The 26,472-nt window shown below is 68.1% G+C and carries 24 protein-coding genes and 3 rRNA genes; 9 read left to right on the top strand and 18 right to left on the bottom strand.

The window, feature by feature from the left end; translation table 11 throughout:
- Positions 1-65: 65 nt before the first annotated feature.
- Both ahcY and ACGH52_RS15670 read left to right on the top strand, forming a co-directional pair.
- Entirely contained in the window at positions 66-1,523 is a 1,458-nt protein-coding gene (gene ahcY / locus ACGH52_RS15675) for an adenosylhomocysteinase (RefSeq protein ID WP_076974705.1), read from the top strand.
- Between the two features lie 110 nt (positions 1,524-1,633).
- On the top strand, positions 1,634-2,248 hold the full coding sequence (locus ACGH52_RS15670; protein WP_059302030.1) for a hypothetical protein: 615 nt from the start codon (positions 1,634-1,636) through the stop codon (positions 2,246-2,248).
- A gap of 28 nt (positions 2,249-2,276) precedes the next feature.
- On the opposite strand, the gene ACGH52_RS15665 is transcribed toward ACGH52_RS15670, so the two are convergent.
- Complete coding sequence (locus ACGH52_RS15665; protein WP_399939943.1) at positions 2,277-3,194, bottom strand: RDD family protein; 918 nt, start codon at positions 3,192-3,194, stop codon at positions 2,277-2,279.
- Between the two features lie 126 nt (positions 3,195-3,320).
- On the opposite strand from ACGH52_RS15665, the gene ACGH52_RS15660 reads away from it, so the two are divergent.
- The 4 genes from ACGH52_RS15660 to rrf all read left to right on the top strand — a co-directional run bounded on the left by ACGH52_RS15660 (position 3,321) and on the right by rrf (position 10,009).
- Positions 3,321-4,328: a stage II sporulation protein M gene (locus ACGH52_RS15660; RefSeq protein ID WP_358747595.1), complete on the top strand. Its 1,008-nt coding sequence runs from the start codon at positions 3,321-3,323 to the stop codon at positions 4,326-4,328.
- Between the two features lie 542 nt (positions 4,329-4,870).
- A 16S ribosomal RNA gene (locus ACGH52_RS15655) occupies positions 4,871-6,397 on the top strand.
- A 288-nt stretch (positions 6,398-6,685) separates the two neighbouring features.
- A 23S ribosomal RNA gene (locus tag ACGH52_RS15650) occupies positions 6,686-9,807 on the top strand.
- 85 nt (positions 9,808-9,892) lie between these two features.
- Positions 9,893-10,009, top strand: a 5S ribosomal RNA gene (rrf, locus tag ACGH52_RS15645).
- The 16S, 23S and 5S rRNA genes sit together here, the layout of an rRNA operon.
- 100 nt (positions 10,010-10,109) lie before the next feature.
- Here rrf and ACGH52_RS15640 read toward each other — a convergent pair.
- From ACGH52_RS15640 to ACGH52_RS15620, 5 genes are read right to left on the bottom strand one after another with little or no spacing between them, the layout of a single operon-like run.
- A complete protein-coding gene (locus tag ACGH52_RS15640) occupies positions 10,110-11,420 on the bottom strand; it encodes a DUF58 domain-containing protein (protein ID WP_121700745.1) in 1,311 nt (436 codons plus the stop codon).
- Positions 11,420-12,409, bottom strand: a complete 990-nt coding sequence (locus ACGH52_RS15635; protein ID WP_104635084.1) for a MoxR family ATPase — start codon at positions 12,407-12,409, stop codon at positions 11,420-11,422. The genes ACGH52_RS15640 and ACGH52_RS15635 overlap by 1 nt, the downstream gene beginning before the upstream one ends.
- Positions 12,409-13,626: a DUF4350 domain-containing protein gene (locus ACGH52_RS15630; RefSeq protein ID WP_193777399.1), complete on the bottom strand. Its 1,218-nt coding sequence runs from the start codon at positions 13,624-13,626 to the stop codon at positions 12,409-12,411. Before ACGH52_RS15630 ends, ACGH52_RS15635 begins: the two co-directional genes overlap by 1 nt.
- Positions 13,623-14,372 (bottom strand): DUF4129 domain-containing protein, encoded by a 750-nt coding sequence (locus ACGH52_RS15625; protein WP_399939938.1) that lies wholly within the window; start codon positions 14,370-14,372, stop codon positions 13,623-13,625. The genes ACGH52_RS15630 and ACGH52_RS15625 overlap by 4 nt, the downstream gene beginning before the upstream one ends.
- A 4-nt stretch (positions 14,373-14,376) precedes the next feature.
- Positions 14,377-15,762 carry a glycerophosphoryl diester phosphodiesterase membrane domain-containing protein gene (locus ACGH52_RS15620; RefSeq protein ID WP_399939935.1) on the bottom strand — a complete coding sequence of 462 codons (1,386 nt, stop codon included), beginning with the start codon at positions 15,760-15,762 and terminating at the stop codon, positions 14,377-14,379.
- Positions 15,763-15,902: 140 nt separating this feature from the next.
- Between ACGH52_RS15620 and mtnA the strand changes: the two genes are divergently transcribed.
- Positions 15,903-17,045, top strand: coding sequence for an S-methyl-5-thioribose-1-phosphate isomerase (gene mtnA / locus ACGH52_RS15615; RefSeq protein WP_121701245.1), 1,143 nt, complete (start codon positions 15,903-15,905; stop codon positions 17,043-17,045).
- An 87-nt stretch (positions 17,046-17,132) separates the two neighbouring features.
- On the opposite strand, the gene ACGH52_RS15610 is transcribed toward mtnA, so the two are convergent.
- From ACGH52_RS15610 to ACGH52_RS15560, 11 genes are all read right to left on the bottom strand, one after another.
- Positions 17,133-18,341, bottom strand: coding sequence for a tyrosine-type recombinase/integrase (locus tag ACGH52_RS15610; RefSeq protein ID WP_399939932.1), 1,209 nt, complete (start codon positions 18,339-18,341; stop codon positions 17,133-17,135).
- The gene (locus tag ACGH52_RS15605; protein WP_383133756.1) at positions 18,341-18,529 is read right to left on the bottom strand and encodes a helix-turn-helix domain-containing protein; all 189 of its coding nucleotides are present in this window, start codon (positions 18,527-18,529) and stop codon (positions 18,341-18,343) included. The genes ACGH52_RS15610 and ACGH52_RS15605 overlap by 1 nt, the downstream gene beginning before the upstream one ends.
- Positions 18,526-19,917 carry a replication initiator protein RepSA gene (repSA, locus tag ACGH52_RS15600; protein ID WP_399939929.1) on the bottom strand — a complete coding sequence of 464 codons (1,392 nt, stop codon included), beginning with the start codon at positions 19,915-19,917 and terminating at the stop codon, positions 18,526-18,528. The genes ACGH52_RS15605 and repSA overlap by 4 nt, the downstream gene beginning before the upstream one ends.
- Complete coding sequence (locus ACGH52_RS15595) at positions 19,914-20,156, bottom strand: hypothetical protein (RefSeq protein WP_399939927.1); 243 nt, start codon at positions 20,154-20,156, stop codon at positions 19,914-19,916. Before ACGH52_RS15595 ends, repSA begins: the two co-directional genes overlap by 4 nt.
- A gap of 5 nt (positions 20,157-20,161) precedes the next feature.
- The gene (locus tag ACGH52_RS15590; protein ID WP_399939924.1) at positions 20,162-20,341 is read right to left on the bottom strand and encodes a hypothetical protein; all 180 of its coding nucleotides are present in this window, start codon (positions 20,339-20,341) and stop codon (positions 20,162-20,164) included.
- Between the two features lie 92 nt (positions 20,342-20,433).
- The gene (locus ACGH52_RS15585; RefSeq protein WP_399939921.1) at positions 20,434-20,730 is read right to left on the bottom strand and encodes a hypothetical protein; all 297 of its coding nucleotides are present in this window, start codon (positions 20,728-20,730) and stop codon (positions 20,434-20,436) included.
- Between the two features lie 13 nt (positions 20,731-20,743).
- Complete coding sequence (locus tag ACGH52_RS15580) at positions 20,744-20,926, bottom strand: mobile element transfer protein (protein WP_399939918.1); 183 nt, start codon at positions 20,924-20,926, stop codon at positions 20,744-20,746.
- A 15-nt stretch (positions 20,927-20,941) separates the two neighbouring features.
- Entirely contained in the window at positions 20,942-21,613 is a 672-nt protein-coding gene (locus ACGH52_RS15575) for a DUF2637 domain-containing protein (protein WP_399939916.1), read from the bottom strand.
- Positions 21,614-21,619: 6 nt separating this feature from the next.
- Positions 21,620-21,808 carry a hypothetical protein gene (locus ACGH52_RS15570; protein WP_399939913.1) on the bottom strand — a complete coding sequence of 63 codons (189 nt, stop codon included), beginning with the start codon at positions 21,806-21,808 and terminating at the stop codon, positions 21,620-21,622.
- Positions 21,809-21,832: 24 nt separating this feature from the next.
- Positions 21,833-23,170 carry an FtsK/SpoIIIE domain-containing protein gene (locus ACGH52_RS15565; protein WP_399939910.1) on the bottom strand — a complete coding sequence of 446 codons (1,338 nt, stop codon included), beginning with the start codon at positions 23,168-23,170 and terminating at the stop codon, positions 21,833-21,835.
- A 2-nt stretch (positions 23,171-23,172) separates the two neighbouring features.
- Entirely contained in the window at positions 23,173-23,502 is a 330-nt protein-coding gene (locus tag ACGH52_RS15560) for a hypothetical protein (protein ID WP_052836754.1), read from the bottom strand.
- A 159-nt stretch (positions 23,503-23,661) separates the two neighbouring features.
- Between ACGH52_RS15560 and ACGH52_RS15555 the strand changes: the two genes are divergently transcribed.
- Both ACGH52_RS15555 and ACGH52_RS15550 read left to right on the top strand, forming a co-directional pair.
- Positions 23,662-24,456: a GntR family transcriptional regulator gene (locus tag ACGH52_RS15555; RefSeq protein WP_108933648.1), complete on the top strand. Its 795-nt coding sequence runs from the start codon at positions 23,662-23,664 to the stop codon at positions 24,454-24,456.
- Positions 24,453-25,127 carry a YdcF family protein gene (locus tag ACGH52_RS15550; RefSeq protein WP_399939905.1) on the top strand — a complete coding sequence of 225 codons (675 nt, stop codon included), beginning with the start codon at positions 24,453-24,455 and terminating at the stop codon, positions 25,125-25,127. The genes ACGH52_RS15555 and ACGH52_RS15550 overlap by 4 nt, the downstream gene beginning before the upstream one ends.
- Here ACGH52_RS15550 and ACGH52_RS15545 read toward each other — a convergent pair.
- The gene (locus ACGH52_RS15545; protein ID WP_399939902.1) at positions 25,117-25,641 is read right to left on the bottom strand and encodes a nuclease-related domain-containing protein; all 525 of its coding nucleotides are present in this window, start codon (positions 25,639-25,641) and stop codon (positions 25,117-25,119) included. The two genes, ACGH52_RS15550 and ACGH52_RS15545, sit on opposite strands and share 11 nt — an antisense overlap.
- Positions 25,642-26,472: the final 831 nt, after the last annotated feature.

Raw genomic sequence — 26,472 nt, 5'->3', positions numbered from 1 at the left:
CCTGTGTCCGCCGCCGCGCAGGTCAGCCGTAACCCACCTCGACCCAATCCGAGGAGCAGCCCGTTATGACGACTGTCGACAACCGACAGGACTTCAAGGTCGCCGACCTCTCCCTGGCCGCGTTCGGCCGCAAGGAGATCACCCTCGCCGAGCACGAGATGCCGGGCCTGATGGCGATCCGCAAGGAGTACGCCGAGTCCCAGCCGCTCGCCGGCGCCCGCGTCACCGGCTCCCTGCACATGACCGTGCAGACCGCCGTGCTCATCGAGACGCTGGTCGCCCTCGGCGCCGAGGTCCGCTGGGCCTCCTGCAACATCTTCTCCACCCAGGACCACGCGGCCGCCGCCATCGCCGTCGGCCCGAACGGCACCCCGGACAACCCGCAGGGCGTCCCGGTCTTCGCCTGGAAGGGCGAAAGCCTGGAGGAGTACTGGTGGTGCACGGAGCAGGCGCTGACCTGGCCGAACACCCCCACCGGCGGCCCGAACATGATCCTGGACGACGGCGGTGACGCCACCCTCCTCGTCCACAAGGGCGTCGAGTACGAGAAGGACGGCAAGGTCCCCTCGGTCGACACCGCCGAGTCCGACGAGCACCGCGTCATCCTCGAACTCCTCACCCGCACGGTCAGCGAGAGCCCGCAGAAGTGGACCCAGCTGGCGTCCGAGATCCGCGGCGTGACCGAGGAGACCACGACCGGCGTCCACCGCCTGTACGAGATGCACCGCGACGGCACCCTCCTGTTCCCGGCGATCAACGTCAACGACGCGGTCACCAAGTCGAAGTTCGACAACAAGTACGGCTGCCGCCACTCCCTGATCGACGGCATCAACCGCGCCACCGACGTGCTGATCGGCGGCAAGACCGCCGTCGTCTGCGGCTACGGCGACGTCGGCAAGGGCTGCGCGGAGTCCCTCCGCGGCCAGGGCGCGCGCGTGATCATCACCGAGATCGACCCGATCTGCGCCCTGCAGGCGGCGATGGACGGCTACCAGGTCACCACGCTGGACGAGGTCGTCGACAAGGCCGACATCTTCGTCACCACGACCGGCAACAAGGACATCATCATGGCCTCGGACATGGCCAAGATGAAGCACCAGGCCATCGTCGGCAACATCGGCCACTTCGACAACGAGATCGACATGGCCGGCCTCGCCAAGACCCCCGGCATCGTCAAGGACGAGGTCAAGCCGCAGGTCCACACCTGGACCTACCCCGACGGCAAGGTGCTCATCGTCCTCTCCGAGGGCCGCCTGCTGAACCTGGGCAACGCCACCGGCCACCCGTCGTTCGTGATGTCCAACTCCTTCGCGGACCAGACCCTGGCCCAGATCGAGCTGTTCACCAAGCCCGACGAGTACCCGACCGACGTCTACGTGCTGCCCAAGCACCTGGACGAGAAGGTCGCCCGGCTCCACCTGGACGCCCTCGGCGTCAAGCTGACCACGCTCCGCCCGGAGCAGGCCGAGTACATCGGCGTCAAGGTCGAGGGCCCCTACAAGGCGGACCACTACCGCTACTGAGTCACCGGTTCCTCCGAGGCAGGCCCCCGCACCCCCGTGCCGGGGGCCTGCCCCATTGGCGCCACGTCCGCATCAGCGACCGGACCAGCCCGTCACCCTCCAGGACACCCATGCCCCGCGGCCGTTATTCGCTCCACGATCCGCACGATCACACCCCCCTCGCGGAAGAACACTTCCAGTGCGCCCCCGGCCCCTCCGGCTGGCGCTACGTCTCCCGGCTGACCACGCCCGCCGGGGACCACCACGGCTCCGTCGACCTGGCCCTCGACGAACTCGGCCGCCCCATCCGCCTCGAACTCCACGCCGCCGACTGGCAGGTACGCGGCGCCGCCATCGACGGTGTCACCTGGGTCCGTACCGACCCCACCGGAATCCACGCCACCGAAGGCAATGCGCGCGCCCACGCCTTCACTGGCACGTCCCCGGCCTTCCTCGTCGCCGTCACCCGCCTCCTGCGCCTCACCCCCTCCGCATCAGCCACCCGCGTACGCCTCGTCGCCCTCACGGACCCGGTCCTCGCCCCCCGCACCGTGGACCAGTCCTGGGCCTTGCTGAACAGAGAAGCACACGCCACTGACAACGGCCCCCTCACCGTGGACGAATACCAGGTCACAGCCCTGGACACGGGCGAGCAGCACACCGTGCACCTCGCCGGCGACGTCGTCCTCGCGGCCCCCGGCGTCGAACTGGAGGACCTGGAGACACCACCGTCCGTGTTCCCGTGAGAGGCGCCGGGCGCGGGGTGCGGGGTGCTTACGCCGGAGGCACGAACCCGGTACCCGACCGGCCTTCCGACGGCACGTCCCGCGGCGCCTCGGGGCGGCCCCCCGGTGGCGCAGCGGGAGGTAGGGCAGTCGACGGCGGGGCAACCGGCGCAGGGGGCTGAGCAACCGACGCAGGGGGCTGAGCAGCGGGCACCGGAGCGCCTCCGAAGGCCCGCCGAGCCTCCCGCGCCTGCCTCTCCTGCAGCACCGCCGCAAGATACGCGGGCGGCGGAACCTCCCGAGGCACCGGAGCGCCCGTACGGGCCGCCACATCGGCGGCGAGCCGTTCGGCCATGGCCCAGCCGACGCGCGGATCCAGCTGGCCCATCCGCGCCAGGTACTGCCGGACGGCAAGCCACAGATCGTCGGGCACCGCGGACAGGTCGAGCCCCGAGAACCGCCCCGCCAGCCAGGGCGGAGGCGGCGGCATGAAGCCCGCCGAGGAGAACGGCACCCGCTCCCGCACGACGAGCGTGCCCGCGAACAGGTCGCCGAGCCGCCGTCCCCGCGCCGACACCAACGAGGCGACACAGGCGACGACCCCGAGCGTCATGAGGATCTCGATCACCCCGAGCAGGCCCCGCACCAGCGAGTGCCGGAACCGGATCGGCCCACCGTCGTCCCGCACCACCCGCAGCCCGCACGCCATCTTGCCGAGCGACCGCCCGTGGCTGAGCGTCTCCACCGCGATCGGTCCGCCCACCAGCACGAGGACGAAGGTCGCGATCGACAGCGCGGTCTGCGCCGCCACGTCCAGGGACGAGGTGGAGGCCATCAGCGCGACGGTCACCGCCACATAGACGGCCACGGCCACCGCCAGATCGAGCAGGACGGCCAGTGCCCTGCTGGGCAGCCTCGCGGGGCGCAGCTCCAGCGCCACCGCCTCGCCCGTGACCAGCTCGCTCACGCCCGCCGTCCTTCCCCTGACTGCCCCCGTCCCCGCCAGTCTGCCAAGCTGAGGACGCACCGCGCCGCAGTACGACAAGCTGATCCACGACGAGCCGCCGACGATAGCCGAGGAGCAGGCACACCGATGGACCTCGACGTCTTCGTCTCCGCCCACCGCGCGGAGTGGGACCGCCTCGACGCCCTCCTGCGTCGCAGGCGTCGGCTGACCGGTCCCGAGACCGACGAACTCGTCGCCCTCTACCAGCGCACGGCCACCCACCTGTCCCTGATCCAGTCCAGCGCACCCGATCCCCAGCTGACCGGACGGCTCAGCCAGTTGGTGGCACGCGCGCGCAGTGCCGTGACCGGCACCCGACGCGCCTCCTGGCGTGACGTGACGCGATTCCTGACCCAGCAGTTCCCGGCGGCCGTCTACCGGGCCCGCCACTGGTGGGTCCCCACCGCCCTCCTGTCGACCGCTGTCGCGGCCCTCCTGGGGTGGTGGATCGGCACGCATCCGGAGGTGCAGTCCACCATCGCCGCACCGAGCGAGCTGCGCGAGCTCACCCGCCCCGGCGGCCAGTACGAGACGTACTACTCGAGCAACCCGGCGGCCTCGTTCGCCGCACAGGTCTGGACGAACAACGCCTGGGCCGCCGCGCTCTGCCTCATCCTGGGTGTCTTCCTGGGCCTGCCCGTCATCTGGATCCTCTTCCAGAACATGCTCAACCTCGGCGTGGGCTTCGGCCTGATGTCGTCGGCCGGCCGCCTCGACACCTTTCTAGGCCTGGTCCTGCCGCACGGCCTGCTCGAACTGACAGCGGTCTTCGTCGCCGCGGGCACGGGCCTGCGCCTGGGCTGGACCCTCATCGACCCGGGGCCCCGCACACGACGCATCGCCCTCGCGGAAGAAGGCAGGGCCGCCATCGGCATGGCGGTGGGCCTGGCCCTCGTCCTGTTCGTCTCCGGCGCCATCGAAGGCTTCGTCACCCCGTCCGGCCTGCCCACCTGGGCCCGGATCGCCATCGGAGTCGTCGCCGAGCTGGCCTTCCTCGCCTATGTCTACGTCCTGGGCGGCCGGGCCGTGCGCGCCGGCGACACGGGCGACGTCGAGGCAGCCGAACGCAGCGCCACCGTGCCCACGGCTGCCTGATGTGCATCCACCCACGGTGAGCTGCTAGTGTCCTCTTCGTTCCCGCCCGAGCCGTTGACACGGAGCGAGCGGGGAGGTAGACTCGAACAGTTGCCTGGAGATGGGTTCACCCCAGAGGGCGACAGTGAACATCTACTGGCTTCCTCGAATCAGTTGAATTCGACGAAGCACTCTCCCGATGAATCGGAAACGAGCAGCCGGTAAGACCGGCTCGAAACTTCTGATAAAGTCGGAACCGCCGGAAAGGGAAACGCGAAAGCGGGAACCTGGAAAGCACCGAGGAAATCGGATCGGAAAGATCTGATAGAGTCGGAAACGCAAGATCGAAGGGAAGCGCCCGGAGGAAAGCCCGAGAGGGTGAGTACAAAGGAAGCGTCCGTTCCTTGAGAACTCAACAGCGTGCCAAAAGTCAACGCCAGATATGTTGATACCCCGTCTCTCCCATACGGGAGGACGAGGTTCCTTTGAAGTAACACAACAGCGAGGACGCTGTGAACGGTCGGATTATTCCTCCGACTGTTCCGCTCCCGTGATGTCAAGCATTCACGGAGAGTTTGATCCTGGCTCAGGACGAACGCTGGCGGCGTGCTTAACACATGCAAGTCGAACGATGAACCACTTCGGTGGGGATTAGTGGCGAACGGGTGAGTAACACGTGGGTAATCTGCCCTGCACTCTGGGACAAGCCCTGGAAACGGGGTCTAATACCGGATACTGATCCGCCTGGGCATCCAGGCGGTTCGAAAGCTCCGGCGGTGCAGGATGAGCCCGCGGCCTATCAGCTTGTTGGTGAGGTAGTGGCTCACCAAGGCGACGACGGGTAGCCGGCCTGAGAGGGCGACCGGCCACACTGGGACTGAGACACGGCCCAGACTCCTACGGGAGGCAGCAGTGGGGAATATTGCACAATGGGCGAAAGCCTGATGCAGCGACGCCGCGTGAGGGATGACGGCCTTCGGGTTGTAAACCTCTTTCAGCAGGGAAGAAGCGAAAGTGACGGTACCTGCAGAAGAAGCGCCGGCTAACTACGTGCCAGCAGCCGCGGTAATACGTAGGGCGCAAGCGTTGTCCGGAATTATTGGGCGTAAAGAGCTCGTAGGCGGCTTGTCACGTCGGTTGTGAAAGCCCGGGGCTTAACCCCGGGTCTGCAGTCGATACGGGCAGGCTAGAGTTCGGTAGGGGAGATCGGAATTCCTGGTGTAGCGGTGAAATGCGCAGATATCAGGAGGAACACCGGTGGCGAAGGCGGATCTCTGGGCCGATACTGACGCTGAGGAGCGAAAGCGTGGGGAGCGAACAGGATTAGATACCCTGGTAGTCCACGCCGTAAACGGTGGGCACTAGGTGTGGGCAACATTCCACGTTGTCCGTGCCGCAGCTAACGCATTAAGTGCCCCGCCTGGGGAGTACGGCCGCAAGGCTAAAACTCAAAGGAATTGACGGGGGCCCGCACAAGCGGCGGAGCATGTGGCTTAATTCGACGCAACGCGAAGAACCTTACCAAGGCTTGACATACACCGGAAACGTCCAGAGATGGGCGCCCCCTTGTGGTCGGTGTACAGGTGGTGCATGGCTGTCGTCAGCTCGTGTCGTGAGATGTTGGGTTAAGTCCCGCAACGAGCGCAACCCTTGTCCCGTGTTGCCAGCAAGCCCTTCGGGGTGTTGGGGACTCACGGGAGACCGCCGGGGTCAACTCGGAGGAAGGTGGGGACGACGTCAAGTCATCATGCCCCTTATGTCTTGGGCTGCACACGTGCTACAATGGCCGGTACAATGAGCTGCGATACCGCAAGGTGGAGCGAATCTCAAAAAGCCGGTCTCAGTTCGGATTGGGGTCTGCAACTCGACCCCATGAAGTCGGAGTCGCTAGTAATCGCAGATCAGCATTGCTGCGGTGAATACGTTCCCGGGCCTTGTACACACCGCCCGTCACGTCACGAAAGTCGGTAACACCCGAAGCCGGTGGCCCAACCCCTTGTGGGAGGGAGCTGTCGAAGGTGGGACTGGCGATTGGGACGAAGTCGTAACAAGGTAGCCGTACCGGAAGGTGCGGCTGGATCACCTCCTTTCTAAGGAGCACATAGCCGACTGCAGGCAAATGTCCTGCACGGTTGCTCATGGGTGGAACGTTGACTACTCGGCCTGGTTCACGGGTCGGAGGCTGCAAGTACTGCTCTTCGGAGCGTGGAAAGCACGATCTCCGGACGGAACCTGGTCGGGCACGCTGTTGGGTATCTGAGGGCACGGCCGTAAGGCTGGGTCTTCGGTTGCCGGCCCCAGTGCACTCGGGAGTTTTTCCCGGGGTGATGGGTGGTTGGTCGTTGTTTGAGAACTGCACAGTGGACGCGAGCATCTGTGGCCAAGTTTTTAAGGGCGCACGGTGGATGCCTTGGCACCAGGAACCGATGAAGGACGTGGGAGGCCACGATAGGCCCCGGGGAGTCGTCAACCAGGCTTTGATCCGGGGGTGTCCGAATGGGGAAACCCGGCAGTCGTCATGGGCTGTCACCCGCTGCTGAACACATAGGCAGTGTGGAGGGAACGCGGGGAAGTGAAACATCTCAGTACCCGCAGGAAGAGAAAACAACCGTGATTCCGGGAGTAGTGGCGAGCGAAACCGGATGAGGCTAAACCGTATACGTGTGAGACCCGGCAGGGGTTGCGTGTGCGGGGTTGTGGGATCTCTCTTCTGTTGTCTGCCGGCAACAGGACGAGTCAGAAACCGTTGATGTAGGCGAAGGACATGCGAAAGGTCCGGCGTAGAGGGTAAGACCCCCGTAGTCGAAACATCAGCGGCTCGTTGGAGAGACACCCAAGTAGCACGGGGCCCGAGAAATCCCGTGTGAATCTGGCGGGACCACCCGCTAAGCCTAAATATTCCCTGGTGACCGATAGCGGATAGTACCGTGAGGGAATGGTGAAAAGTACCGCGGGAGCGGAGTGAAATAGTACCTGAAACCGTGTGCCTACAAGCCGTGGGAGCGTCGCGCAAGGACTTGTCCTTGCGTCGTGACTGCGTGCCTTTTGAAGAATGAGCCTGCGAGTTTGCGGTGTGTTGCGAGGTTAACCCGGGTGGGGAAGCCGTAGCGAAAGCGAGTCCGAATAGGGCGTTTTAGTAGCACGCTCAAGACCCGAAGCGGAGTGATCTAGCCATGGGCAGGTTGAAGCGGCTGTAAGAGGTCGTGGAGGACCGAACCCACCAGGGTTGAAAACCTGGGGGATGACCTGTGGTTAGGGGTGAAAGGCCAATCAAACTCCGTGATAGCTGGTTCTCCCCGAAATGCATTTAGGTGCAGCGTCGTGTGTTTCTTGCCGGAGGTAGAGCACTGGATAGGCGATGGGCCCTACCGGGTTACTGACCTTAGCCAAACTCCGAATGCCGGTAAGTGAGAGCGCGGCAGTGAGACTGTGGGGGATAAGCTCCATGGTCGAGAGGGAAACAGCCCAGAGCATCGACTAAGGCCCCTAAGCGTACGCTAAGTGGGAAAGGATGTGGAGTCGCACAGACAACCAGGAGGTTGGCTTAGAAGCAGCCACCCTTGAAAGAGTGCGTAATAGCTCACTGGTCTAGTGATTCCGCGCCGACAATGTAGCGGGGCTCAAGCGTACCGCCGAAGTCGTGTCATTGCAGCAATACGGCCAACGCCGGCTGTGATGGGTAGGGGAGCGTCGTGTGCCGGGTGAAGCAGCCGCGGAAGCGAGTTGTGGACGGTTCACGAGTGAGAATGCAGGCATGAGTAGCGATACAAACGTGAGAAACGTTTGCGCCGATTGACTAAGGGTTCCTGGGTCAAGCTGATCTGCCCAGGGTAAGTCGGGACCTAAGGCGAGGCCGACAGGCGTAGTCGATGGATAACCGGTTGATATTCCGGTACCCGCTGTGAAGCGTCAAACATTGAACCAGGCGATGCTAAGTCCGTGAAGCCGCCCCTGATCTCTTCGGAGTGAGGGGGAGTGGTGGAGCCGATGATCCAGACCTGTAGTAGGTGAGTGATGGGGTGACGCAGGAAGGTAGTCCATCCCGGGCGGTGGTTGTCCCGGGGTAAGGGTGTAGGCCGCAAGGTAGGTAAATCCGCCTTGCATACGGCTGAGACCTGATGCCGAGCCGATTGTGGTGAAGTGGATGATCCTATGCTGTCGAGAAAAGCCTCTAGCGAGTTTCATGGCGGCCCGTACCCTAAACCGACTCAGGTGGTCAGGTAGAGAATACCGAGGCGTTCGGGTGAACTATGGTTAAGGAACTCGGCAAAATGCCCCCGTAACTTCGGGAGAAGGGGGGCCACACCCGGTGACGAGTCTTGCACTCCGAGCTGGGGGTGGCCGCAGAGACCAGCGAGAAGCGACTGTTTACTAAAAACACAGGTCCGTGCGAAGCCGTAAGGCGATGTATACGGACTGACGCCTGCCCGGTGCTGGAACGTTAAGGGGACCGGTTAGCTCCATTTCGGTGGGGCGAAGCTGAGAACTTAAGCGCCAGTAAACGGCGGTGGTAACTATAACCATCCTAAGGTAGCGAAATTCCTTGTCGGGTAAGTTCCGACCTGCACGAATGGCGTAACGACTTCTCGACTGTCTCAACCATAGGCCCGGTGAAATTGCACTACGAGTAAAGATGCTCGTTTCGCGCAGCAGGACGGAAAGACCCCGGGACCTTTACTACAGTTTGATATTGGTGTTCGGTTCGGCTTGTGTAGGATAGCTGGGAGACTTTGAAGCTCGCACGCCAGTGTGGGTGGAGTCGTCGTTGAAATACCAGTCTGGTCGTGCTGGATGTCTAACCTGGGTCCGTGATCCGGATCAGGGACAGTGTCTGATGGGTAGTTTAACTGGGGCGGTTGCCTCCTAAAGAGTAACGGAGGCGCCCAAAGGTTCCCTCAGCCTGGTTGGCAATCAGGTGTTGAGTGTAAGTGCACAAGGGAGCTTGACTGTGAGACCGACGGGTCGAGCAGGGACGAAAGTCGGGACTAGTGATCCGGCGGTGGCTTGTGGAAGCGCCGTCGCTCAACGGATAAAAGGTACCCCGGGGATAACAGGCTGATCTTCCCCAAGAGTCCATATCGACGGGATGGTTTGGCACCTCGATGTCGGCTCGTCGCATCCTGGGGCTGGAGTCGGTCCCAAGGGTTGGGCTGTTCGCCCATTAAAGCGGTACGCGAGCTGGGTTTAGAACGTCGTGAGACAGTTCGGTCCCTATCCGCTGTGCGCGTAGGAGTCTTGAGAAGGGCTGTCCCTAGTACGAGAGGACCGGGACGGACGAACCTCTGGTGTGCCAGTTGTCCTGCCAAGGGCATGGCTGGTTGGCTACGTTCGGGAGGGATAACCGCTGAAAGCATCTAAGCGGGAAGCCTGCTTCGAGATGAGGACTCCCACCCCCTTGAGGGGTTAAGGCTCCCAGTAGACGACTGGGTTGATAGGCCGGATCTGGAAGCACCGTGAGGTGTGGAGGTGACCGGTACTAATAGGCCGAGGGCTTGTCCTCAGTTGCTCGCGTCCACTGTGTTGGTTCTGAAACCACGAACAATCAGACCGTGTTGGTCACCGGTTGGTTGTCTGTTTCATAGTGTTTCGGTGGTCATAGCGTAGGGGAAACGCCCGGTTACATTTCGAACCCGGAAGCTAAGCCTTACAGCGCCGATGGTACTGCAGGGGGGACCCTGTGGGAGAGTAGGACGCCGCCGAACAATTATTGCGAGGAAACCCCGCACCGGGAACGGTGCGGGGTTTTCTGCGTTTAGGGGGCATTGATCGAGAAGGGGCGGGGCCTTTTGGCCCCGCCCCTTTTTATAGGCGGCCTGCCGCCTTAAGTTCCAGGTACGCGTCTGCGAGTGCCGGGGGAAGCTCGTCCGGGGTTGCGTCGACGACCGTCACGCCGTGCCGGCGTAGTTGGTCGGCGACGTGGCGGCGTTCCGACTGGGCCTGTGCGGCCGCGGCGGCCTCGTAGACGGCGTCGGTGTGGCCGCGGGCTTCGGCCATGCGCGCGACGTGCGGGTCGGCCACCGAAGCCACCAGGACCGTGTGGCGTTGGGTCAGCTGCGGCAGGACGGGGAGCAGTCCCTCTTCGATCGGGGCCGCGTCGAGCGTCGTGAACAGCACGATCAGGGACCGGCGGGGCGCCGACCGGAGCGTGGTCGCGGTGAGGCCGCGCGCGTCGGTCTCCACCAGCTCCGGCTCCAGGGCCGCCATGGCGTTGACCAGGGAGGGCAGGACGTCACCCGCCGTGCGGCCCTGGAGCAGGGCGCGTACTCGGCGGTCGTAGGCCAGGAGGTCGACGCGGTCGCCCGCGCGGGAGGCCAGGGCGGCCAGGAGAAGAGCGGCGTCCATGGCGGCGTCGAGGCGAGGGGCGTCGCCCACGCGACCGGCGGAGGTACGGCCGGTGTCGAGGACGAGCAGGATGTGCCGGTCGCGTTCGGGACGCCAGGTGCGTACGGCGACCGTGGAGTGGCGGGCTGTCGCGCGCCAGTCGATGGAACGGGTGTCGTCGCCGGGCACGTACTCGCGCAGGCTGTCGAACTCCGTGCCCTCCCCGCGGGTGAGGACGCTGGTGCGGCCGTCGAGTTCGCGGAGCCGGGACAGCTTGGAGGGGAGGTGCTTGCGGCTGGTGAAAGGGGGGAGGACGCGTACCGTCCAGGGGACCCGGTGGGTGCCCTGGCGGGTGAGGAGCCCCAGGGGACCGTAGGAGCGGATCGTGACGCGGTCCGCGTGGCGGTCGCCGCGACGGGTGGGGCGCAGGCGGGTGGTCACGCGGCGGCGTTCGCCTGCGGGCACCGTCAGGCTGTGGCGGGAGCCCGCCGCCTCGGTGCCGGGCCGCCAACTGCTGGGCGGCCAGGCGTCGCGCAGGCGGGCGCGGAGCGGGCGGCCCGACGGGTTGGTGACCGTCAGGGTGACGTCGGCGGTCTCGCCCAGGCGGGCGGAGGTGTCGCCGGAGCGGGTCAGGCCGAGCCGCCGTACGGGGGCGGCCAGGGCGAAGTCGCAGGCGCAGGCGGCGGCCAGCGGTGCGTTGACCGCGAGGATGCCCGTCCAGCTGGGGTCCCAGATGCCGATGGGGACGGAGCCCAGGGCCGCGATGAGCGCGGCGCGTCCGGTGAGTGCCATCAGCGTGGGACGGGGACGTGGGCGAGGATCGCGTTGATGACCGAGTCCGTGGTCACGCCCTCCATCTCGGCCTCGGGGCGGAGTTGTACGCGGTGCCGGAGGGTGGGCAGGGCCAGGGCCTTCACGTCGTCGGGGGTGACGTAGTCGCGGCCCGTCAGCCAGGCCCACGCGCGGGAGGTCGACAGCAGGGCCGTGGCTCCGCGCGGGGAGACGCCGAGGGTGAGGGACGGCGACTCACGGGTGGCGCGGCAGATGTCGACGACGTAGGCGGTGATCTCCGGGGAGACGGTCGTCTTGGCGGCCTCCGCGCGGGCGGCTTCCAGGTCGGCGGCGCTCGCGACGGGGCGTACGCCGGCGGCGTGCAGGTCGCGCGGGTTGAAACCGGCGGCGTGGCGGGTGAGGACGTCGATCTCGTCCTGGCGGGTGGGGAGGGGGACGGTGAGTTTGAGGAGGAAGCGGTCCAGCTGGGCTTCCGGGAGGGGGTAGGTGCCCTCGTACTCGACCGGGTTCTGGGTGGCCGCGACGAGGAAGGGCTCGGGGAGCGGGCGTGGCGTGCCGTCCACGGTGACCTGGCGTTCCTCCATGGCTTCGAGGAGGGACGACTGAGTCTTGGGCGGCGTGCGGTTGATCTCGTCGGCGAGGAGGAGGTTGGTGAAGACCGGGCCGGGCTGGAAGGAGAACTCGGTGGTGCGGGCGTCGTAGACCAGTGAGCCGGTGACGTCGCTCGGCATCAGGTCGGGGGTGAACTGGACGCGTTTGGTGTCGAGTTCGGTGGCCGCGGCGAGGGTGCGGACGAGGAGTGTCTTGGCGACTCCGGGGACGCCTTCGAGGAGGACGTGACCGCGGCAGAGCAGGGCTACGACGAGACCGGTCACGGCGGCGTCCTGGCCGACCACGGCCTTGGCGATCTCGGCGCGCAGGGCTTCGAGGGCGGCGCGGGCGTTGCCCGGGGCCGCGGTCTGCCCGGCGTTGTCAGTGGTCGGGTCCATCATGGACGGCGTACCTCTCTTTCGAGGGCGTCGAGTTGGTCGGCGAGTGCGATGAGGGCCGCGTCGTCGCCGGGCGGCGGGCCGAAGAGGAGGGTGTGCAGGGCTTGTCCGTCGCCGTGTGCGCCGTGGAGGTGGGCGGACAGGGCGGGGAGCAGGGACTCGGGCGTGTGCGCCTGGGTGACGGGGACGCCTACGAGAGGGGCGAGGCGGGTGCGGGTGGCGGAGCGAAGAGCGGTGGCGGCGCGGTCACGGGCGTTCGCCTTGCGGTAGAGGCGGGCGCGGCCTTCGACGGTTTCGGAGGCGCGGATCGCGACGGGGAGTTTCTCGGGCACCAGGGGGCCGAGTCGGCGTGCCCGCCACAGGGCGGCGAGGGCGGCGGCGATGAAGAGCTGCAGGGTGCCCCAGAGCCAGCCGGACGGGAGCAGGTCGAAGAAGCTGCGTTCGTCGTCCGGGTCCGGGAGGTCGGAGAGGGAGGGGAGGTACCAGACCAGGTGGTCGCGGGAGCCGAGGAGTTGGAGGGCGAGCGAGGCGTTGCCGTGTTCGTCGAGGCGGTCGTTGAAGAGGATGTCGCGGGCGCCGAGGACGACGGTGTCGCCCGGGGTGCCTGCCGCCGACGCCTTCGCGGAGGGGTCGGGGATGCGCAGCAGGGTGGCCAGTCGCCGACTGGGGTAGCAGGCGTCGGCTTCGAGGTGGGTGACGTAGCGGATGCCGCCCGTGTCGGCGTTGCCCGCGCGCCGTGCGGCGGGCAGGTCGCAGGCGGGGGCCAGCGTCGAGTCGAAGCTGAGTGCCGGGTCGGCGGTGACGCCGGGGGCGAGGCGTTCGACGGCACCGCCGCCGGGGGCGACCAGGACGGTGCGTCCCCCGGAGCCGGTCGTCGCCGAGTGCAGTCCCGTCTGCTGGCGTTCCGTCAGGAGGTCGGGCACGGCGACCAGCAGGGTGGTGTCCGGGCCGGCCGCGGACCGCGCCTCGTCCAGGGTGGTGACCACGCGCGTGGAGACCCCCCGGTCGGCGAGGAGTTCGGCGACGGCGCGGCTGCCGTAGGGGTCGGCGGAGCGCGGGTCGAGTTCCCCGTGCCGGGCGTCGGAGCGGACGACCGCGATGGCGACGGCCCCGGCGAGCAGCAGGACGAGGGCGAGCGCGATGCCCCGCGCGCGGGTCCACACCTGGCGGGCGGTGGGCGAGGCCGCGGTGGTGGGGAGCGTGGCCTCGGTGGTCATTCGGCGGCTCCCCGGCGGGTGTCCCGGTCCGCGTCCCCCGTGGGGCCGCCGGTCGCGCTGCCGGCCAGGTGCGGCTTGCTGCGTTCCAGGTCGTGGTCGAGTTCGGTGAGGCGCCGGTACGACGGTTCGCTGCCGGACCGGCCGCCGTATGCGACGTCGTCGAAGTCCCGGGCGGCGGCGCGCAGCCGGTCCCGGTGGGCGGGCAGGGCGTGGCCTGCCTCGGTGGCCGCCTCGTCGGCGGTGCGGCCGGGGCGGATGTCGAGCAGGGCGCGTTCCTCCAGGGCGCGGACGACGGCCCGCATGCGTTCCTGGACGGCCTGGCTCCAGTGTCCCTGGGCGGCCTGTGCCTCGGCGGCGGCGCGGTGGTCGGCGGCGCTGCGGGGGCGGTCGTCGAAGAGGGCGGGAGCGGAGACGGGTCCGCGGCGGGGGGTGCCCAGGCGCCACCAGAGGGCGCCCAGCACCGCCAGGACGGCCACGATGACGACGACCAGGCCGAGTGTCCCCCCGGGAGTCGCGGTGGACGCCGTGCTGAACAGCTCTTCGACCCAGTCCCAGAAGGCGTTCAGGGCCCGCTGGAACCAGCCGGGGTCGTTCTCGTGGTACATGCCTTTGGACAGCTCGTCCCGCGCGGCCTCCCGGGCGGGGTCGCGCGGGATCGTCACCGGCGGTTCGTCGCCGGAGCGCGACACCGTTCGTACGGCAGTGCGTGACAGCACCTCGGTGAGAACTCCCCCCGCCGGACCCACCCCGTCAGCTCCCCGGGACGGCGCCGGTGGCGCCGGAGCCCTGGGGGCCGGCGGCGCGGGCCAGTTCGAGGTCGAGGGCCTCGCGGCGGATGCGCTGGTCGATGTACAGCAGTACGGTCACGCCCGCCGTGATCGGGAAGGTGATCATGGAGCCGATCACCGAGCCGATGCCACTGACGATGAGGAACGTCCAGCCGAGGTCGCCGGTGCCCTCCAGGAAGCCGCCGACGCCGTCACCGCCGAGGGCCGCGGCGAGGAAGGCGAAGGGGATCACGATGATCGACGCGACGACGTTGGCGATGACCGTGGCGAGCAGTTGGATGCCGAAGACGCGCCACCAGGAGCCGCGCACCAGCTTCACCGAGCGGCCCATGGCCTTCTTGATGCCCTGCTTCTCCAGCATCAGGGCGGGGGACGCCAGCGAGAAGCGGACCATGAGCCAGATCGCGACGACGCCGCCCGCCAGGAAGCCCAGGGCCGTCAGCGCCACCCCGGCCTCGCCGCCCGCGGTCGCCGTGACCAGGAGGCCGGGTGTCATGCCGGCCGTAAGGAGACCGGCGACGATGAGCAGCAGCAGGACGATCAGGCCGAACAGCTTCAGCACCCGGGGGCGGGCGTCCCGCCACGCCTCGCCGGTGGTCACCGGCCTGCCGAGTACGGCGCGGCTGGTGACGGTGGTGAGCAGGGCGGTGGCCAGCACGGTGCCGATCAGGGAGATCAGGAAGATGACACCCGAGTTGATCGTGGTGTCGGCCAGCGCGTCGCCGAGTTCGCTCAGGGTGGCGTCGGGGTCGTTGAGGACCTCGCTGCTGGTGTCGTCCAGGACGAGTCCCTGGAGGAGCACGACGATGACCTCGGTGAAGATGGCGACGGTCAGGGAGATGCCGAGGACGGTGCGCCAGTAGGTGCGCATGGTGGAGACGGCGCCGTCGAGGATTTCACCGACACCGAGCGGGCGGAGCGGGATCACGCCGGGCTTGGCTGCGGGCGGGGGGCCGCCCCAGCCGCTTCCCCAGCCGCCGCCCGGACCACCGGGGGCGCCGTAGCCGCCGTGGCCCCCGCGCTGACCGCCGTAGCCACCTGGACCTCCGTAGCCGCCTCCGGGAGGTCCGGGGGGCGGGGTGCCCCAGCCCGGGCTCTGCGGTGGCGGAGGCGGGGCCTGGCCCTGGTCCGCGGGGCCGGTGGGCGCGGACCACTGGCCGGGGGGCGGCTGCTCCTTGGACCACTTCGTGCCGGGGCTCGTCGGTTCCGCACCCGGCCGGTCCGCGGGCGGCGCGGGCCGATCGGAGCCGGCGGGGCGGTCGGCGGGTTCGGCGGGGCCGGACGCGCCGGGCTCGTGCCCGTCGGACGGGGCGGATCCGGGCGATGCCCAGCCCGGAGTGTCGTTCATCGTCGCTCCTTCACGGTGCCCGTCCGCGGTCGCGGCGGCAGGTTGGCAGCCATCGTGCCATGGGGGCGTCGGGTGCGGACCGGGCGCGGTAGGGGCTCGGCACCTTCAATTGTCCGTCGTACAGGGGGCAGACTGACCGCATGGCTGATCAGGACGCGCGAAACGGCGAGGACAAGCGGCCGACCGGGATACCGGTCCTCCGGTGGGAGGAACCCCCCGAGGGTCCGGTGCTGGTGCTGCTGGACCAGACCAGGCTGCCGGCCGAGGAGGTCGAGCTGGTGTGCACGGACCCGGCCGCGCTGGTGGAGGCGATCCGCTCGCTCGCCGTGCGCGGGGCACCGCTGCTGGGCATCGCGGGCGCCTACGGGGTCGCGCTCGCCGCCGTGCGCGGCTTCGAGGTCGAGGAGGCCGCGGCGGCGCTGGCGGGGGCCCGCCCCACCGCCGTGAACCTCGCCGTCGGAGTGCGGCGGGCGCAGGGCGCCCACCAGGAGGCGCTCGCCAGGACCGGTGACACCCGGCAGGCCGCCGCGGCGGCGTTGGCCGCGGCGCGGGCGCTGCACCAGGAGGACGCGCAGGCCAGCGCACGGATGGCCGCGCACGGACTGGCGCTGCTCGACGAGCTGCTGCCCGCCGGAGGGCACCGTGTCCTCACGCACTGCAACACCGGTTCGCTGGTGTCGGGCGGTGAGGGGACCGCCTTCGCGGTGGCGCTCGCGGCGCACCGCTCGGGGCGGCTGCGACGGCTGTGGGTGGACGAAACGCGTCCCTTGCTGCAAGGTGCTCGCCTGACGGCATACGAGGCGGCCCGCAACGACATGGCGTACACCTTGCTCACCGACAACGCGGCGGGTTCGCTGTTCGCGGCGGGGGAGGTGGACGCGGTGCTGATCGGCGCGGACCGCATCGCGGCCGACGGTTCGGTGGCGAACAAGGTGGGGAGCTATCCGCTCGCGGTGCTCGCGCGGTACCACCACGTGCCGTTCATCGTGGTGGCGCCGGTCACGACGGTGGATCCGGACACGCCGGACGGGGCGTCCATCGAAGTGGAACAGCGCCCCGGACATGAGGTGACCGAGGTCACAGCACCCCAGGTGCCGGTGGCGGGAGCGGGAGGCGGGATTCCGGTGGCACCCCTGGGGACCCAGGCGTACAACCCGGCGTTCGATGTGACTCCGCCCGAACTGGTGACGGCGATCGTCACCGAGGAGGGCGTGGTTTCGCCCGTGACGGCCGAGGCCCTGGCCACGCTGTGTGCCAGGTCACGCCAGGTAACGATTAGCTAATGGGATGATGTTGGCTCGACCGACGACAACGGCCCCTCCACCTGCGGTGATTCGCAGAGGGAAGGGCCGTGACATCCAACGGCGACATCAACGACTGTCGAGGGCCGATCCGTCGACATCCAACGCTCGAATCCGGGCCGGCTGTCGCAGCAGGCGGTCAAGCTGTCCCACCGCTTCGATGATGTCAGGCGTCAGTGCCTCAGCGTAGATGTCCATCGTCGTCGCGATCCGGCTGTGCCGAAGGATTGCCTTGACGATCCGCGGGTGCACCTTGAGGTGGACCAGCAGGGTGCCGCAGGACTTCCGCAGTCCCTTGGGGTTCATCTTGTCCAACCCCTCGGCCTTGATGATCCGCTGCATGGTCAGGTACAGGTTCGACGCCAGGAGCGGGTGACCCGTCCGCGAGATGAAGACGTGCCCGTCCGGGTCTTCGAACCAGGGACGACCCAGACTGATCGCACGCTCCCGCAGCATGGCCGTACGCATCCGAGTCCAGCGCAGGGGCGCGATGCACTGTGCCGGCAGGGGGAGGGGCGCCCTGGAGGTCTCGGTCTTGGTGTCCAGGTCGATCGTCCCGGCGCTGGAACGCTGCCGTTGCTGCTCCACCCAGAGAATCCGGTTGTCCAGGTCGATGTTCTCCCAGCGCAGGCCGCACACCTCGGCGCGGCGGAGGCCGAGCAGGCAGAGCAGCAGGAAGGCCGGGTAGTACACAGTCAGGCTCCGAGCCGCAGCCAGGAAGCGGAGCACCGTCACGGCATCCCAGCTCTTCCCGCTGTCGGTCGTCGCACGGATGTGGACGAGCTTGGCCACGTTCCGAGTCAGGCCGATGTCTTCCACCATCGCGGCCGTGAGCGCCGCCGAGAGGACCCGGAGAGCCTGCTTGGCGGTCTTGGGTCCCTTCTCCTCTGCAAGGCGCTGCATGACCCCGCGCAGCTCCGCGACGCCCAGCCGAACCATGACCTTCGAGCCGAGACGCTGCCGCAGGTGGTTGCGCACGGCTTGCTCGTACGTCTCGTAGCTCTTGGGCTTTAGGTTCGGCCTGACGATGACCTCTAGCCAGTACTCGAACCACTGCCCCAGGGTCATGTCCCGTGTCGGTGTCGGGATGCCCCCCTTGGCGCGGTCGAGAAGTTCCCGGCGCTTCTGGTCGCATTCGTCGTACGTCTTGCCGTAGGCGAACTTCCGCTTCACCGTCCCGTCAGGCTGAGGGACGTATACCGCGGCCTGATACCGGCCATCAGAACGCTTCGTGACCGTGCCGGACCCATTGGGGTTGCGCTTGCGCTGACGAGCCATCAGGCAGCCTCCTCAAGACGGGCGCGGATGTAGTCCTGAACCGCGCTCTCGGGAATCCGGCGGCAGCGACCTTCGGTGATCGAGGCAAGACGCTTCTCGCGGATCAGGTCGTAGACCTTCGACCGGCTGTACTTGAGCCGCGTCATGACCTCGGGCACGGTCAGCAGCACGGGCAGGGCGGTGGTCATGTAGCGGCTCCTTCCAGGTCGAGCAGGGCGGGTAGTTCTTCGCGGGCGGTTTCGCGGTTGTGCTGGATGTCGCGGCGGATGTTGGCGGCGAGCCAGGATTCGCCGGGGGTGTGGCCGTGGCCGGCGTAGGTCCAGTGGGCGAGGGTGAGCGTGGTGGCGTCCCCGTCATCCGGGTCGGGCAGGCCGAGGGCGGCACGTTGCTGGGCGGCGCGGTAGTCGGCGCGGGTCTGGCGCAGTTCGCCGAGGGTGGTCGAGTAGCGCCGGGACTTGGTGGAGAAGTGGCCGCGGAAGCCGAGCATGTGGGCCCAGTCGCGTAGCTTGCGGTCCGGGTAGAGCGTGTGCAGGTCGAGGCAGGCGGCGATGAGCCGGGCGGGGTGGTCGGGCACGTCGAGCAGGACGAGGGCGTCTTTGCTGCCGATGCGGCGGTCTACGGTGCCGGTGGTCTCGGCGGCTTTGGTGGCGTATTTGGCGACGTAGGAGGCGACCGCCTGTTCGGTGATGTCCTCGCCGTCGCCGAAGGCCCGGATGGGGCGTACGTCGAGCTGTGTGCCCCATCGCAGGGTGCGGGCAGGCTGGTCCCCGGCGGGGTCTACGTCGACTTCCACGCGGGCGGCTGCGGCTTGGATCGCGTCGGTGAGCAGGTCGAGGGTGGCCCAGGCCGGCGGGGCGTCGTCGGGCCCGTCGGGTCCGTCGAAGCGGATCACAGCGTGGAAGTGCACGGCGCCGCGCTTCTGGTACTCGGCGACCTTGCCGAAGGACACTCGCGACTGCTCCTTCGCTGCCTTCTGAGTTAGTCCTGCGTGCTTGGCGATCTCGCGGCGCAGGTAGATCGTGAAGTAGCGCCACAGTTCGGAGGCGTGGTTGTTCCACAGCACCGCCCCGGCGTAGTCGTACGTGTCGGGGTCGAGCGGGGTGCCCAGTTCCGGGGCGTCCTCGGCGTGGCGGGTGCCGCAGCGGCAGGGGCGGTTGCCGGGCCGGTTGTGGACCGGGCCGAACGAGGGTGCGGTGAGGGTGGCGAACACCCGCGGGTGGTCCCGGATCGTCTCGGGGGTGCCTTTGGCGGGGTCGCCGACGAGTCCGGCGCGGATGAGGTGGTAGGTGTCGCCGGCGTAGGTCCAGGCGCAGGCCGGGCAGCGGGAGGCACGCCGGTTGCCGCAGGCGACGCGAAGCCGTCCGCCGGGTTCGGTGTCGGTCGAGTAGGAGTGCAGCACCTTGCCGGTGGTGGCGTCGCGGGTGACGGTCGAGCCTTGCAGGTGGATGGGGTCGGAGCAGCCGCCGGTGCGGCGGATCTGGTCTTGGATGCGGTCGAAGCCGGTGGACCCGGCCAGCCTCAGCACGTCGGCGAGGGTGGCCGGGTCCAGGCCCGCCATGGTGGCGGTGTTCGTCACCGGTTCCTCCTGCGGCTCTTGCGCGGGGGGTCGGAGTGGAACCGCTGCGTGCCGAGGTCGCGGCCGTCGTGCTCGTGTCGGGGGGCGTTCGGGTTGCGGTCGTTCCAGTCCTCCGCGCACACCTTGTGGACGGGTTCACCGGCGTGGGAACGCAGCGGGGTGGGATTGCCGCACTGGGTGCACGGGCAGTCGCCGGCGTGGTCGTAGTGCTGGCCGGAGCTCCAGTTCAGGAGGCCCACGACACTCACCGCCCCGTCCGGGCAAGGGCCGCGGGGACCGCATGGCCGGTGCCGTTGCAGCCGGTGCAGGTGATCCGGAGGGTGGCGCGGGAGCCGTCGGTGTGGCGCATTCCGGTGGTGATCGCGGCGATGGCGAAGCCGTCGCAGTCGCGGCAGACGCGCGTGTTCTGGGCGTGCTGGGGCATGATGAGGCTTCCCTTTCGGGTCCGTTGGATCTGGATGGGTGGAGCCGTCCGGGGCGGCGAATCTTTGGCGAGAGAGGCCGCCCCGGAGGGCGTTACTTGCTGCGCAGGGTCTTGTGCTTGGACGTGCGGTTGATCGTGTAGCTGAGTCCGCCGGTGGCCGACAGGACCGCTACGGCGGCGCCGGCGAGGACCTGGACGACGAAGGCGATGACCAGCAGCACCGCGACCGATCCGGTGAGGACGACGAGCGTCAGGACGATCGGGCCTTTGTACGAGCGCGGGGCCTCTTGGATGATCACGACGCGTCGCAGGTCGGTGCCGGGCGGGATCTGCCGGTAGAGGTCGGCGGGGATGTGTCCGGCGCGAATCTGGTCTTCGGGCAACTGCATGGCGTGCCTCCTTTCAGGCGCAGCGGTGGGTGCGGGCGGCGAGTTCGGCCGCCGAGCGGTCACGGTGCTCGGTGGAGAAGCCGCAGTTCGGGGCCGTGCAGGCGGCCGTGTGCCGGGTCTGGCCCCGGCCGTTGTTGAACGTGCCGACCTGCACGGGGCCGATGCGGGTCACGTCGTAGAAGCGGTTCGGGCGCACGCGGGTCACCTCCTTTCAGGCGAGTTGGGCGACGATCGCGCCGGCGAGGTCTTCCGGGACGCCGAGGCGAGCCCGCAGGGTGGCCGTGTCGATGTCCGTGCCGGTGCGGGTGCGGTGCTCGCTGGCGACCTTTCGCGCGTGGTCGACCAGCGCAGGCGGCACCGCGGGGACCGAGGCCGGGGCTTGCGGCAGTGCCGGGGCAGGCTCCGGCGTCGCGATCTCCGGGGCGGAAACCGGCTCCGAGGTCGGTTCGGGCACCGCGGGATGGTCCATGACCGGAACGGGCCGGGGCACAGGATCCGGGCCCGGGCCCGGGGCGGGGGCCGGATCGGTCGGGGTGTGGGCGAGGAGGGTGCCGCCGAGGAAGGCCAGGGCGGGCCAGCCGGCGACGAGGATGCGCAGCCAGGCCGGAACATGGTCGAGGTCGAGGAGTCCCGCGGTGGCGATGTTCGCGCCGAGGGAGGCGACCAGGGCAACCAGAAACCAGAACCAGGCCAGCTTCGAGCGCTCAGTGCGCAGCCGCCGCCACACGGCGACTAGGAGCAGATCGACGGAGACGGGATAGGCCCACGCCTTCCAACCAGTCTGGCCGGCCGCTTCGGCAAGGTCGTGCAGGTGGGCGAAGGACAGAGCCCCGGCGATCACCGCCTGGATCAGTACGGCGTCGATGCGGATCGAGCGGACCACGCCTTTTCACCTCCCCTCAGAGGGCGAGTCTTCGGCGGGGATCTCGCCGGCGCCGAAGCAGTTCAGGCACATGCCGGTTTGCTGGCCGACCGTCCTGCGCTTGCGTCCGACGCGGACGGGGCGGGAGACCTCCCCCGTGCCCTTGCAGGGCAGACACGGGATGGTCGTGGGCTTGGTGGTCTTGCGCGGAGCCATGAGCGATCTCCCCTTTCCAAGGGGTCAGGGCTGCCGGGTGACCAGCGGGGGCGTGTTGGGCATCGGCGGGACCACCTGCCGGGCCGGGGGCCGGAACGGGGCCAGGAACGGCAGCTCCGGGGTCAGGTGAGCGAACTCCCGGCACACGGCGGCCGCTTCGGCCGGCGTGGTTTCCGGGGTGCGGATGCGGGACCAGCCACCGGAGGTGTCACCGGCCACCGCGACACCGGGTCGGTCGGCGCGGATCGAGGTCGCCGCCATCACCGCGTCCGGGGCGATGTCCCCCAGGCCCATTTCGGCGGTCTGCTTGTCGTTGACGCGGTGGACCACACGGCCGGTGAGCTGGGCACGGAGAGCGGTGGCGCCCTTGCCGAGGTCGGAGCCGAAACGCTGCCCGCAGACCTCCAGGTAGATGCCGACCGCACGGGCCATCTGACCCAGGCGCACCAGTTGCATGACCGTCCGGTCCCGGGCCGCCTCGTCCTTCTTCGAGGTGACGAAGAAGAGCTCTGCCACTTCATCGATCAGGACGACCAGCGGCACCGGCCGCAGTTTCGCGGGCAGGTCCCACACGTCCGAAACACCGTGCAGGGCGAGGAGATCGAACCGCTCACCCATCTCCAGGACCAGCGCGTCTATCAGCCGTCCCGCCATCTCCGGATCCGTGGCCAGAGCCGACAGGCGAGGGGAGTAGCGGTTGTGCTCGACACCGCGTTTGCAGTCGATGCCGACCAGGCCGACTGGGAGCTGTGCCAGGCCCTTGACCAGGTTGCGCTGGTACACGGACTTGCCGGACTGGTTCGCGCCCAGGGTCAGCGCCATGGGGACCGCGCGGTAGTCCCGCTCGAAGACGGTGCCGTCCTCCCGCAGGGCCACCGGGACCACGAGGCCGCGGGGCCGTGCGGAGCGCGGGAGACGGACGCGGCGCAGCACGTCGTAGCCCGTCATCCGCAGTTCCACATAGCCGGGCCGGGTCTCAGCCACGGTGACCGACTGGACACCGAAGGCGTGGCGCAGCCGCTCCGAGGAGGTGGCCACGTCGGCGGGCTCCAGGCCGGCCGGGAGGCGCAGCGTGATGCGTAGCCCGGTTGAGGAGGGCCGGACGCGGCGGACCTTCGGCGGCACCGGCCGTACCTCACGGCGGGACAGGTTCCGTGTCATGAAGGCCCGCAGCCCCGACGGCTGCACCGTGAGCCCGCACACCTCCATCGTGGACCGGTACGACCAGGTGAACCGGCCCCACGTGAGCGGCAGGCCCACGGTCGACCAGTACAGGCGCGGCGCCCGCTGCTTCGCGTAGCCGATACCGCCGGCTCCCGCCAGGGCACCCGTGGCCTCGATCAACAACGTCAGGTCGCTCATGGTCAGGCCGCCGAGGTGATCGCGACCGCGCGGAACGAGATCCCGTGCCGCTTCTGGCCGTTGAACTCGTTCTCCCAGTCACGGGCCTTGAGGCCGACCACCCGCACCGGCATGCCCGGGGCGAGACCCTCCGGGTAGCCCGTCTCCGGGATGGTGACCTGGTAGAGGTTGCCCTCTCCCTCGTCCGAGACGAGCAGGCCAACGGTCGACAGACCCGCGCCGGTGTCCCGGTCGACGGCCCGCTCACCGGTCTTCTTGTTGGCCATCTTCGGTTCCGGCGCGGTCGCCACGAACACCACGGCGGTGGAGAGGTCGATCTTGAAGGACGGCATGAGAACTCCTTGCTCGACGACGGAGCAGCCCAATAGGAAGCCACTCGCCCTCGCTGTCCTAGGACTGCGAGCGACAAGAGAGATATTGCACCGCAGTCCTAGGACTGTCAACAGTCCTAGGACTATGTTTCACTGGACCTTGTAGAGAGGGGTTTCGTGATGGCGCCGAAGTGGCGGGAGCTGGCGGACAAGCTGGCTGAGCAGATCAAGGGGGGCGACTACGCCCCGGGCCAGCAGTTGCCGCACATCAGGGAACTGGTTGAGGCTGGCGAAGGCTCCAAGGCGACCGTTCACGCCGCCTACAAGGCGCTGGAAGCCGAGGGTCTGGTTACCTCGTCACGAGGTCACGGCACGGTTGTCCGGCAACAAGTCCCGCTCAAGCGACTCGGCATCGCCAGGTACGACAAGGCGAAATGGCGGGACGGCGACGAGGTGGCATTCATCGCGGACCGTGTGGCTTCGGGGCGGCCGTACCGCCGCAACGAACAGACCCAGACGGTCAGCCTCGTCGAGGCGCCGGCGGAGGTGGCAGCCGCACACAGCTTGCCGGTGGGTGCCCCGGTCTACGCCCGCGCACGGCTTGTAAAGGAAGGCGACCAGCCGACGCACACTCTGACCAGCTATTACCGGCCCGAGCATGTCGAGGGCACGCGCATCGTTGACCCGACGCCAGGGCCCGCCGGTCGGGGCGGTGGATTCCGCGTGCTGTACGACGCGGGTTACGAGATCGATCACATGCAGGAGAGGATCTTCGCCCGCGCCCCGAAGGCCGACGAAGTGAGCCTCCTACAGTTGCCGCCCGGGGAGCCAGTCGTCGAGCTGCACCGCACCACCTACACGGCGGACGGCACCGTGGTGGAGTTCGCCATCGGCGTGCATGCTGCGTCACGCTTCGCGTGGGAGTACGACTTCAAGGTGCCGGATTCGGCGAAGGACAGGGAAGACCAGCCGTGATCTCGACGCAGAACTGGGCCGATACGCGACGTCTGTGGGACTACCACCAGATGGGCCATACGCCCCGGCCTTGTTCTGTCGCGATCGGACTTGGCAGTCACGACCTGGGCGTCGCCGACACGGCGGCCGACCTGTACGAACGTGGCATGGCTCCGCTGATCGTGTTCACCGGCGCCACCAGTCCCACGACGCGAGAGCGCATGCCGCGGGGCGAGGCGGTCCACTACCGGGAACGGGCTCTTGAGCTTGGCGTCCCCAGCTCAGCCGTTCTGGTGGAGCCGCGGGCACGGAACACGGGGGACAACATCCGCTTCTCGCGGGAGCTGTTGAAGGAGGCCGACGTTGCCGTGTCCTCGGTCTTGCTGATCAGCAAGCCGTACGAGGAGCGTCGGGCGTACGCCACGGCGCGCAAGCTGTGGCCCGAAGTCGAGGTCCTCAGCGCGTCCAGCCCAATGACGTTGAATGAGTACATCGACTCCATCGGCGATGCTCGGCTGGTGATCGACATGCTTGTTGGCGCGCTACAGCGGCTGTTGGTCTATCCGGAACAGGGCTTTATGACCAGCCAACAGGTACCGAGCGACGTGATCGACGCGTACGAGCGGCTGTGCCGACAGGGATTCACAAGCCGTCTGTTGCGCGATGCGCAGGGGGACGGGATCAGGCTTTGAGCCAGACGCGACGGTGGCGAGCTACGGCGTACACACGCTCCACCTGGTCTTGAGTGAGCTTGCCGGCGAGCGGTCCGAGGGACGCAACCTCTCGCTCGCGGTAGATGCGCACGCTGTACTGCGTAGCGGCACGATCCAAGGACGTGACACCGACGAAGACCAGGGCTGACTCGACGGGCACGTCGAATTCGCAGTACCGGCCCAGAACTCCCCGTACGTAACTCGCCTCTGCCTTGCTCGCAGCGGCGTAAGGGTAGGGCTTACCACCGTTGATCTTGGCCATGGTGTCCCCAACCCAGACGGATGCACCCTGGTGCGTCTTGGTGTTGATGGTGAACACACCCCCCGGGCCGATCAGCAGATGATCGATGTCGCCGCCGTTGTTCTTCTCGACGCCGTGAAGCACCCGCCAGCCGAAAGCAGACAGACGTTGCAGCTCACGACCGACCCGTTGTTCGCCCTCCAGGCCGGTGTACCAGCTATCCCACTCCGAGGACTGCCGTAGGAGCTTCATTCGTAATCTCTGAGCAGTCGATGGGCCCCGTTCAGCGATCATGCCGAGGAGGCGGGCACCGGGGCGGTTGCCTGCCAGGTCCTCACCAGGAGAGAGGGGCGGGAGGACGGTCTGTCGCTGTCGCTCCACGCGCCGGATCGGTTCCGGAGGAGCCGGATGCGGAACGGGCGACTTAGGAGCCGACGTAGGGACGGGTGCTGAGTCGACGGTGAGTCCGTTGCCCAGGTGTCGTCGCAGGAGGGCTAACGCTTCGTCCCGGTACTTCTGCACCCTGATCGTCACGACCTTCGTCGCTCTATCCGCCCACGCGACAGCAGTTCCGTCCGGGAGATTGACGTATAGCCGATCCTTGCCGTGCCGCCTCCACGAGTGCACCGTCAGGTCGCTCATCGGTCGTCTCCCCCTAGCGCGTATGCCGTCCCGACTCATATGCCACCAGCCGGAGGCATGAGCGACAAGACCGCACCAAGGCGAGCTGTTACAGGTTTCTCTACCTCATCAAGGGCCCGCGCGAGGCGCGGGCTGGCCCCTTGGGCTCGACCCCTCTGCGCCTTCGGCGCCGGGGTCGGCCCATGGGGCCGCAGCGAAGCAACGGCCCGAGGGCAGAGGCCGCATAGCGTGCGACGGTCAAAGACGATGCCTCCGGCGGGGGATCGGCCGGCACCGGGATGGAGGGGGCGCCATCGCCGACCGCGGGCCCGTAGAGGGCTTGCGTGGGGTGCTTCCATCCCGTCCACCGTCGACCCAGGCAGAGCCGAGCAGACGCGGCCCATGGCGTCCAGGTCGTTCGTACAGTGGCGCGCTCCACCTGGACGCCATGAACCACGTCCG

Origin of the sequence: Streptomyces sp. BBFR25 (assembly GCF_044590125.1) — a bacterium.
Taxonomy (GTDB): domain Bacteria; phylum Actinomycetota; class Actinomycetes; order Streptomycetales; family Streptomycetaceae; genus Streptomyces; species Streptomyces canus_D.
The sequence above is the reverse complement of the archived record's forward strand: the minus strand, read 5'-3'. Positions and strand labels throughout refer to the sequence as shown.

Excerpts from the sequence above, each read along its gene's own strand:
- ahcY (WP_076974705.1), top strand. The coding sequence starts at position 66 with ATGACGACTGTCGACAACCGACAGGACTTCAAGGTCGCCGACCTCTCC.
- ACGH52_RS15670 (WP_059302030.1), top strand. The coding sequence starts at position 1,634 with ATGCCCCGCGGCCGTTATTCGCTCCACGATCCGCACGATCACACCCCC.
- ACGH52_RS15660 (WP_358747595.1), top strand. The coding sequence starts at position 3,321 with ATGGACCTCGACGTCTTCGTCTCCGCCCACCGCGCGGAGTGGGACCGC.
- ACGH52_RS15640 (WP_121700745.1), bottom strand. The coding sequence starts at position 11,420 with ATGGCACTCACCGGACGCGCCGCGCTCATCGCGGCCCTGGGCTCCGTC.
- ACGH52_RS15635 (WP_104635084.1), bottom strand. The coding sequence starts at position 12,409 with ATGGACCCGACCACTGACAACGCCGGGCAGACCGCGGCCCCGGGCAAC.
- ACGH52_RS15630 (WP_193777399.1), bottom strand. The coding sequence starts at position 13,626 with ATGACCACCGAGGCCACGCTCCCCACCACCGCGGCCTCGCCCACCGCC.
- ACGH52_RS15620 (WP_399939935.1), bottom strand. The coding sequence starts at position 15,762 with ATGAACGACACTCCGGGCTGGGCATCGCCCGGATCCGCCCCGTCCGAC.
- mtnA (WP_121701245.1), top strand. The coding sequence starts at position 15,903 with ATGGCTGATCAGGACGCGCGAAACGGCGAGGACAAGCGGCCGACCGGG.
- ACGH52_RS15610 (WP_399939932.1), bottom strand. The coding sequence starts at position 18,341 with ATGGCTCGTCAGCGCAAGCGCAACCCCAATGGGTCCGGCACGGTCACG.
- ACGH52_RS15605 (WP_383133756.1), bottom strand. The coding sequence starts at position 18,529 with ATGACCACCGCCCTGCCCGTGCTGCTGACCGTGCCCGAGGTCATGACG.
- ACGH52_RS15590 (WP_399939924.1), bottom strand. The coding sequence starts at position 20,341 with ATGCCCCAGCACGCCCAGAACACGCGCGTCTGCCGCGACTGCGACGGC.
- ACGH52_RS15585 (WP_399939921.1), bottom strand. The coding sequence starts at position 20,730 with ATGCAGTTGCCCGAAGACCAGATTCGCGCCGGACACATCCCCGCCGAC.
- ACGH52_RS15570 (WP_399939913.1), bottom strand. The coding sequence starts at position 21,808 with ATGGCTCCGCGCAAGACCACCAAGCCCACGACCATCCCGTGTCTGCCC.
- ACGH52_RS15565 (WP_399939910.1), bottom strand. The coding sequence starts at position 23,170 with ATGAGCGACCTGACGTTGTTGATCGAGGCCACGGGTGCCCTGGCGGGA.
- ACGH52_RS15560 (WP_052836754.1), bottom strand. The coding sequence starts at position 23,502 with ATGCCGTCCTTCAAGATCGACCTCTCCACCGCCGTGGTGTTCGTGGCG.
- ACGH52_RS15555 (WP_108933648.1), top strand. The coding sequence starts at position 23,662 with ATGGCGCCGAAGTGGCGGGAGCTGGCGGACAAGCTGGCTGAGCAGATC.
- ACGH52_RS15545 (WP_399939902.1), bottom strand. The coding sequence starts at position 25,641 with ATGAAGCTCCTACGGCAGTCCTCGGAGTGGGATAGCTGGTACACCGGC.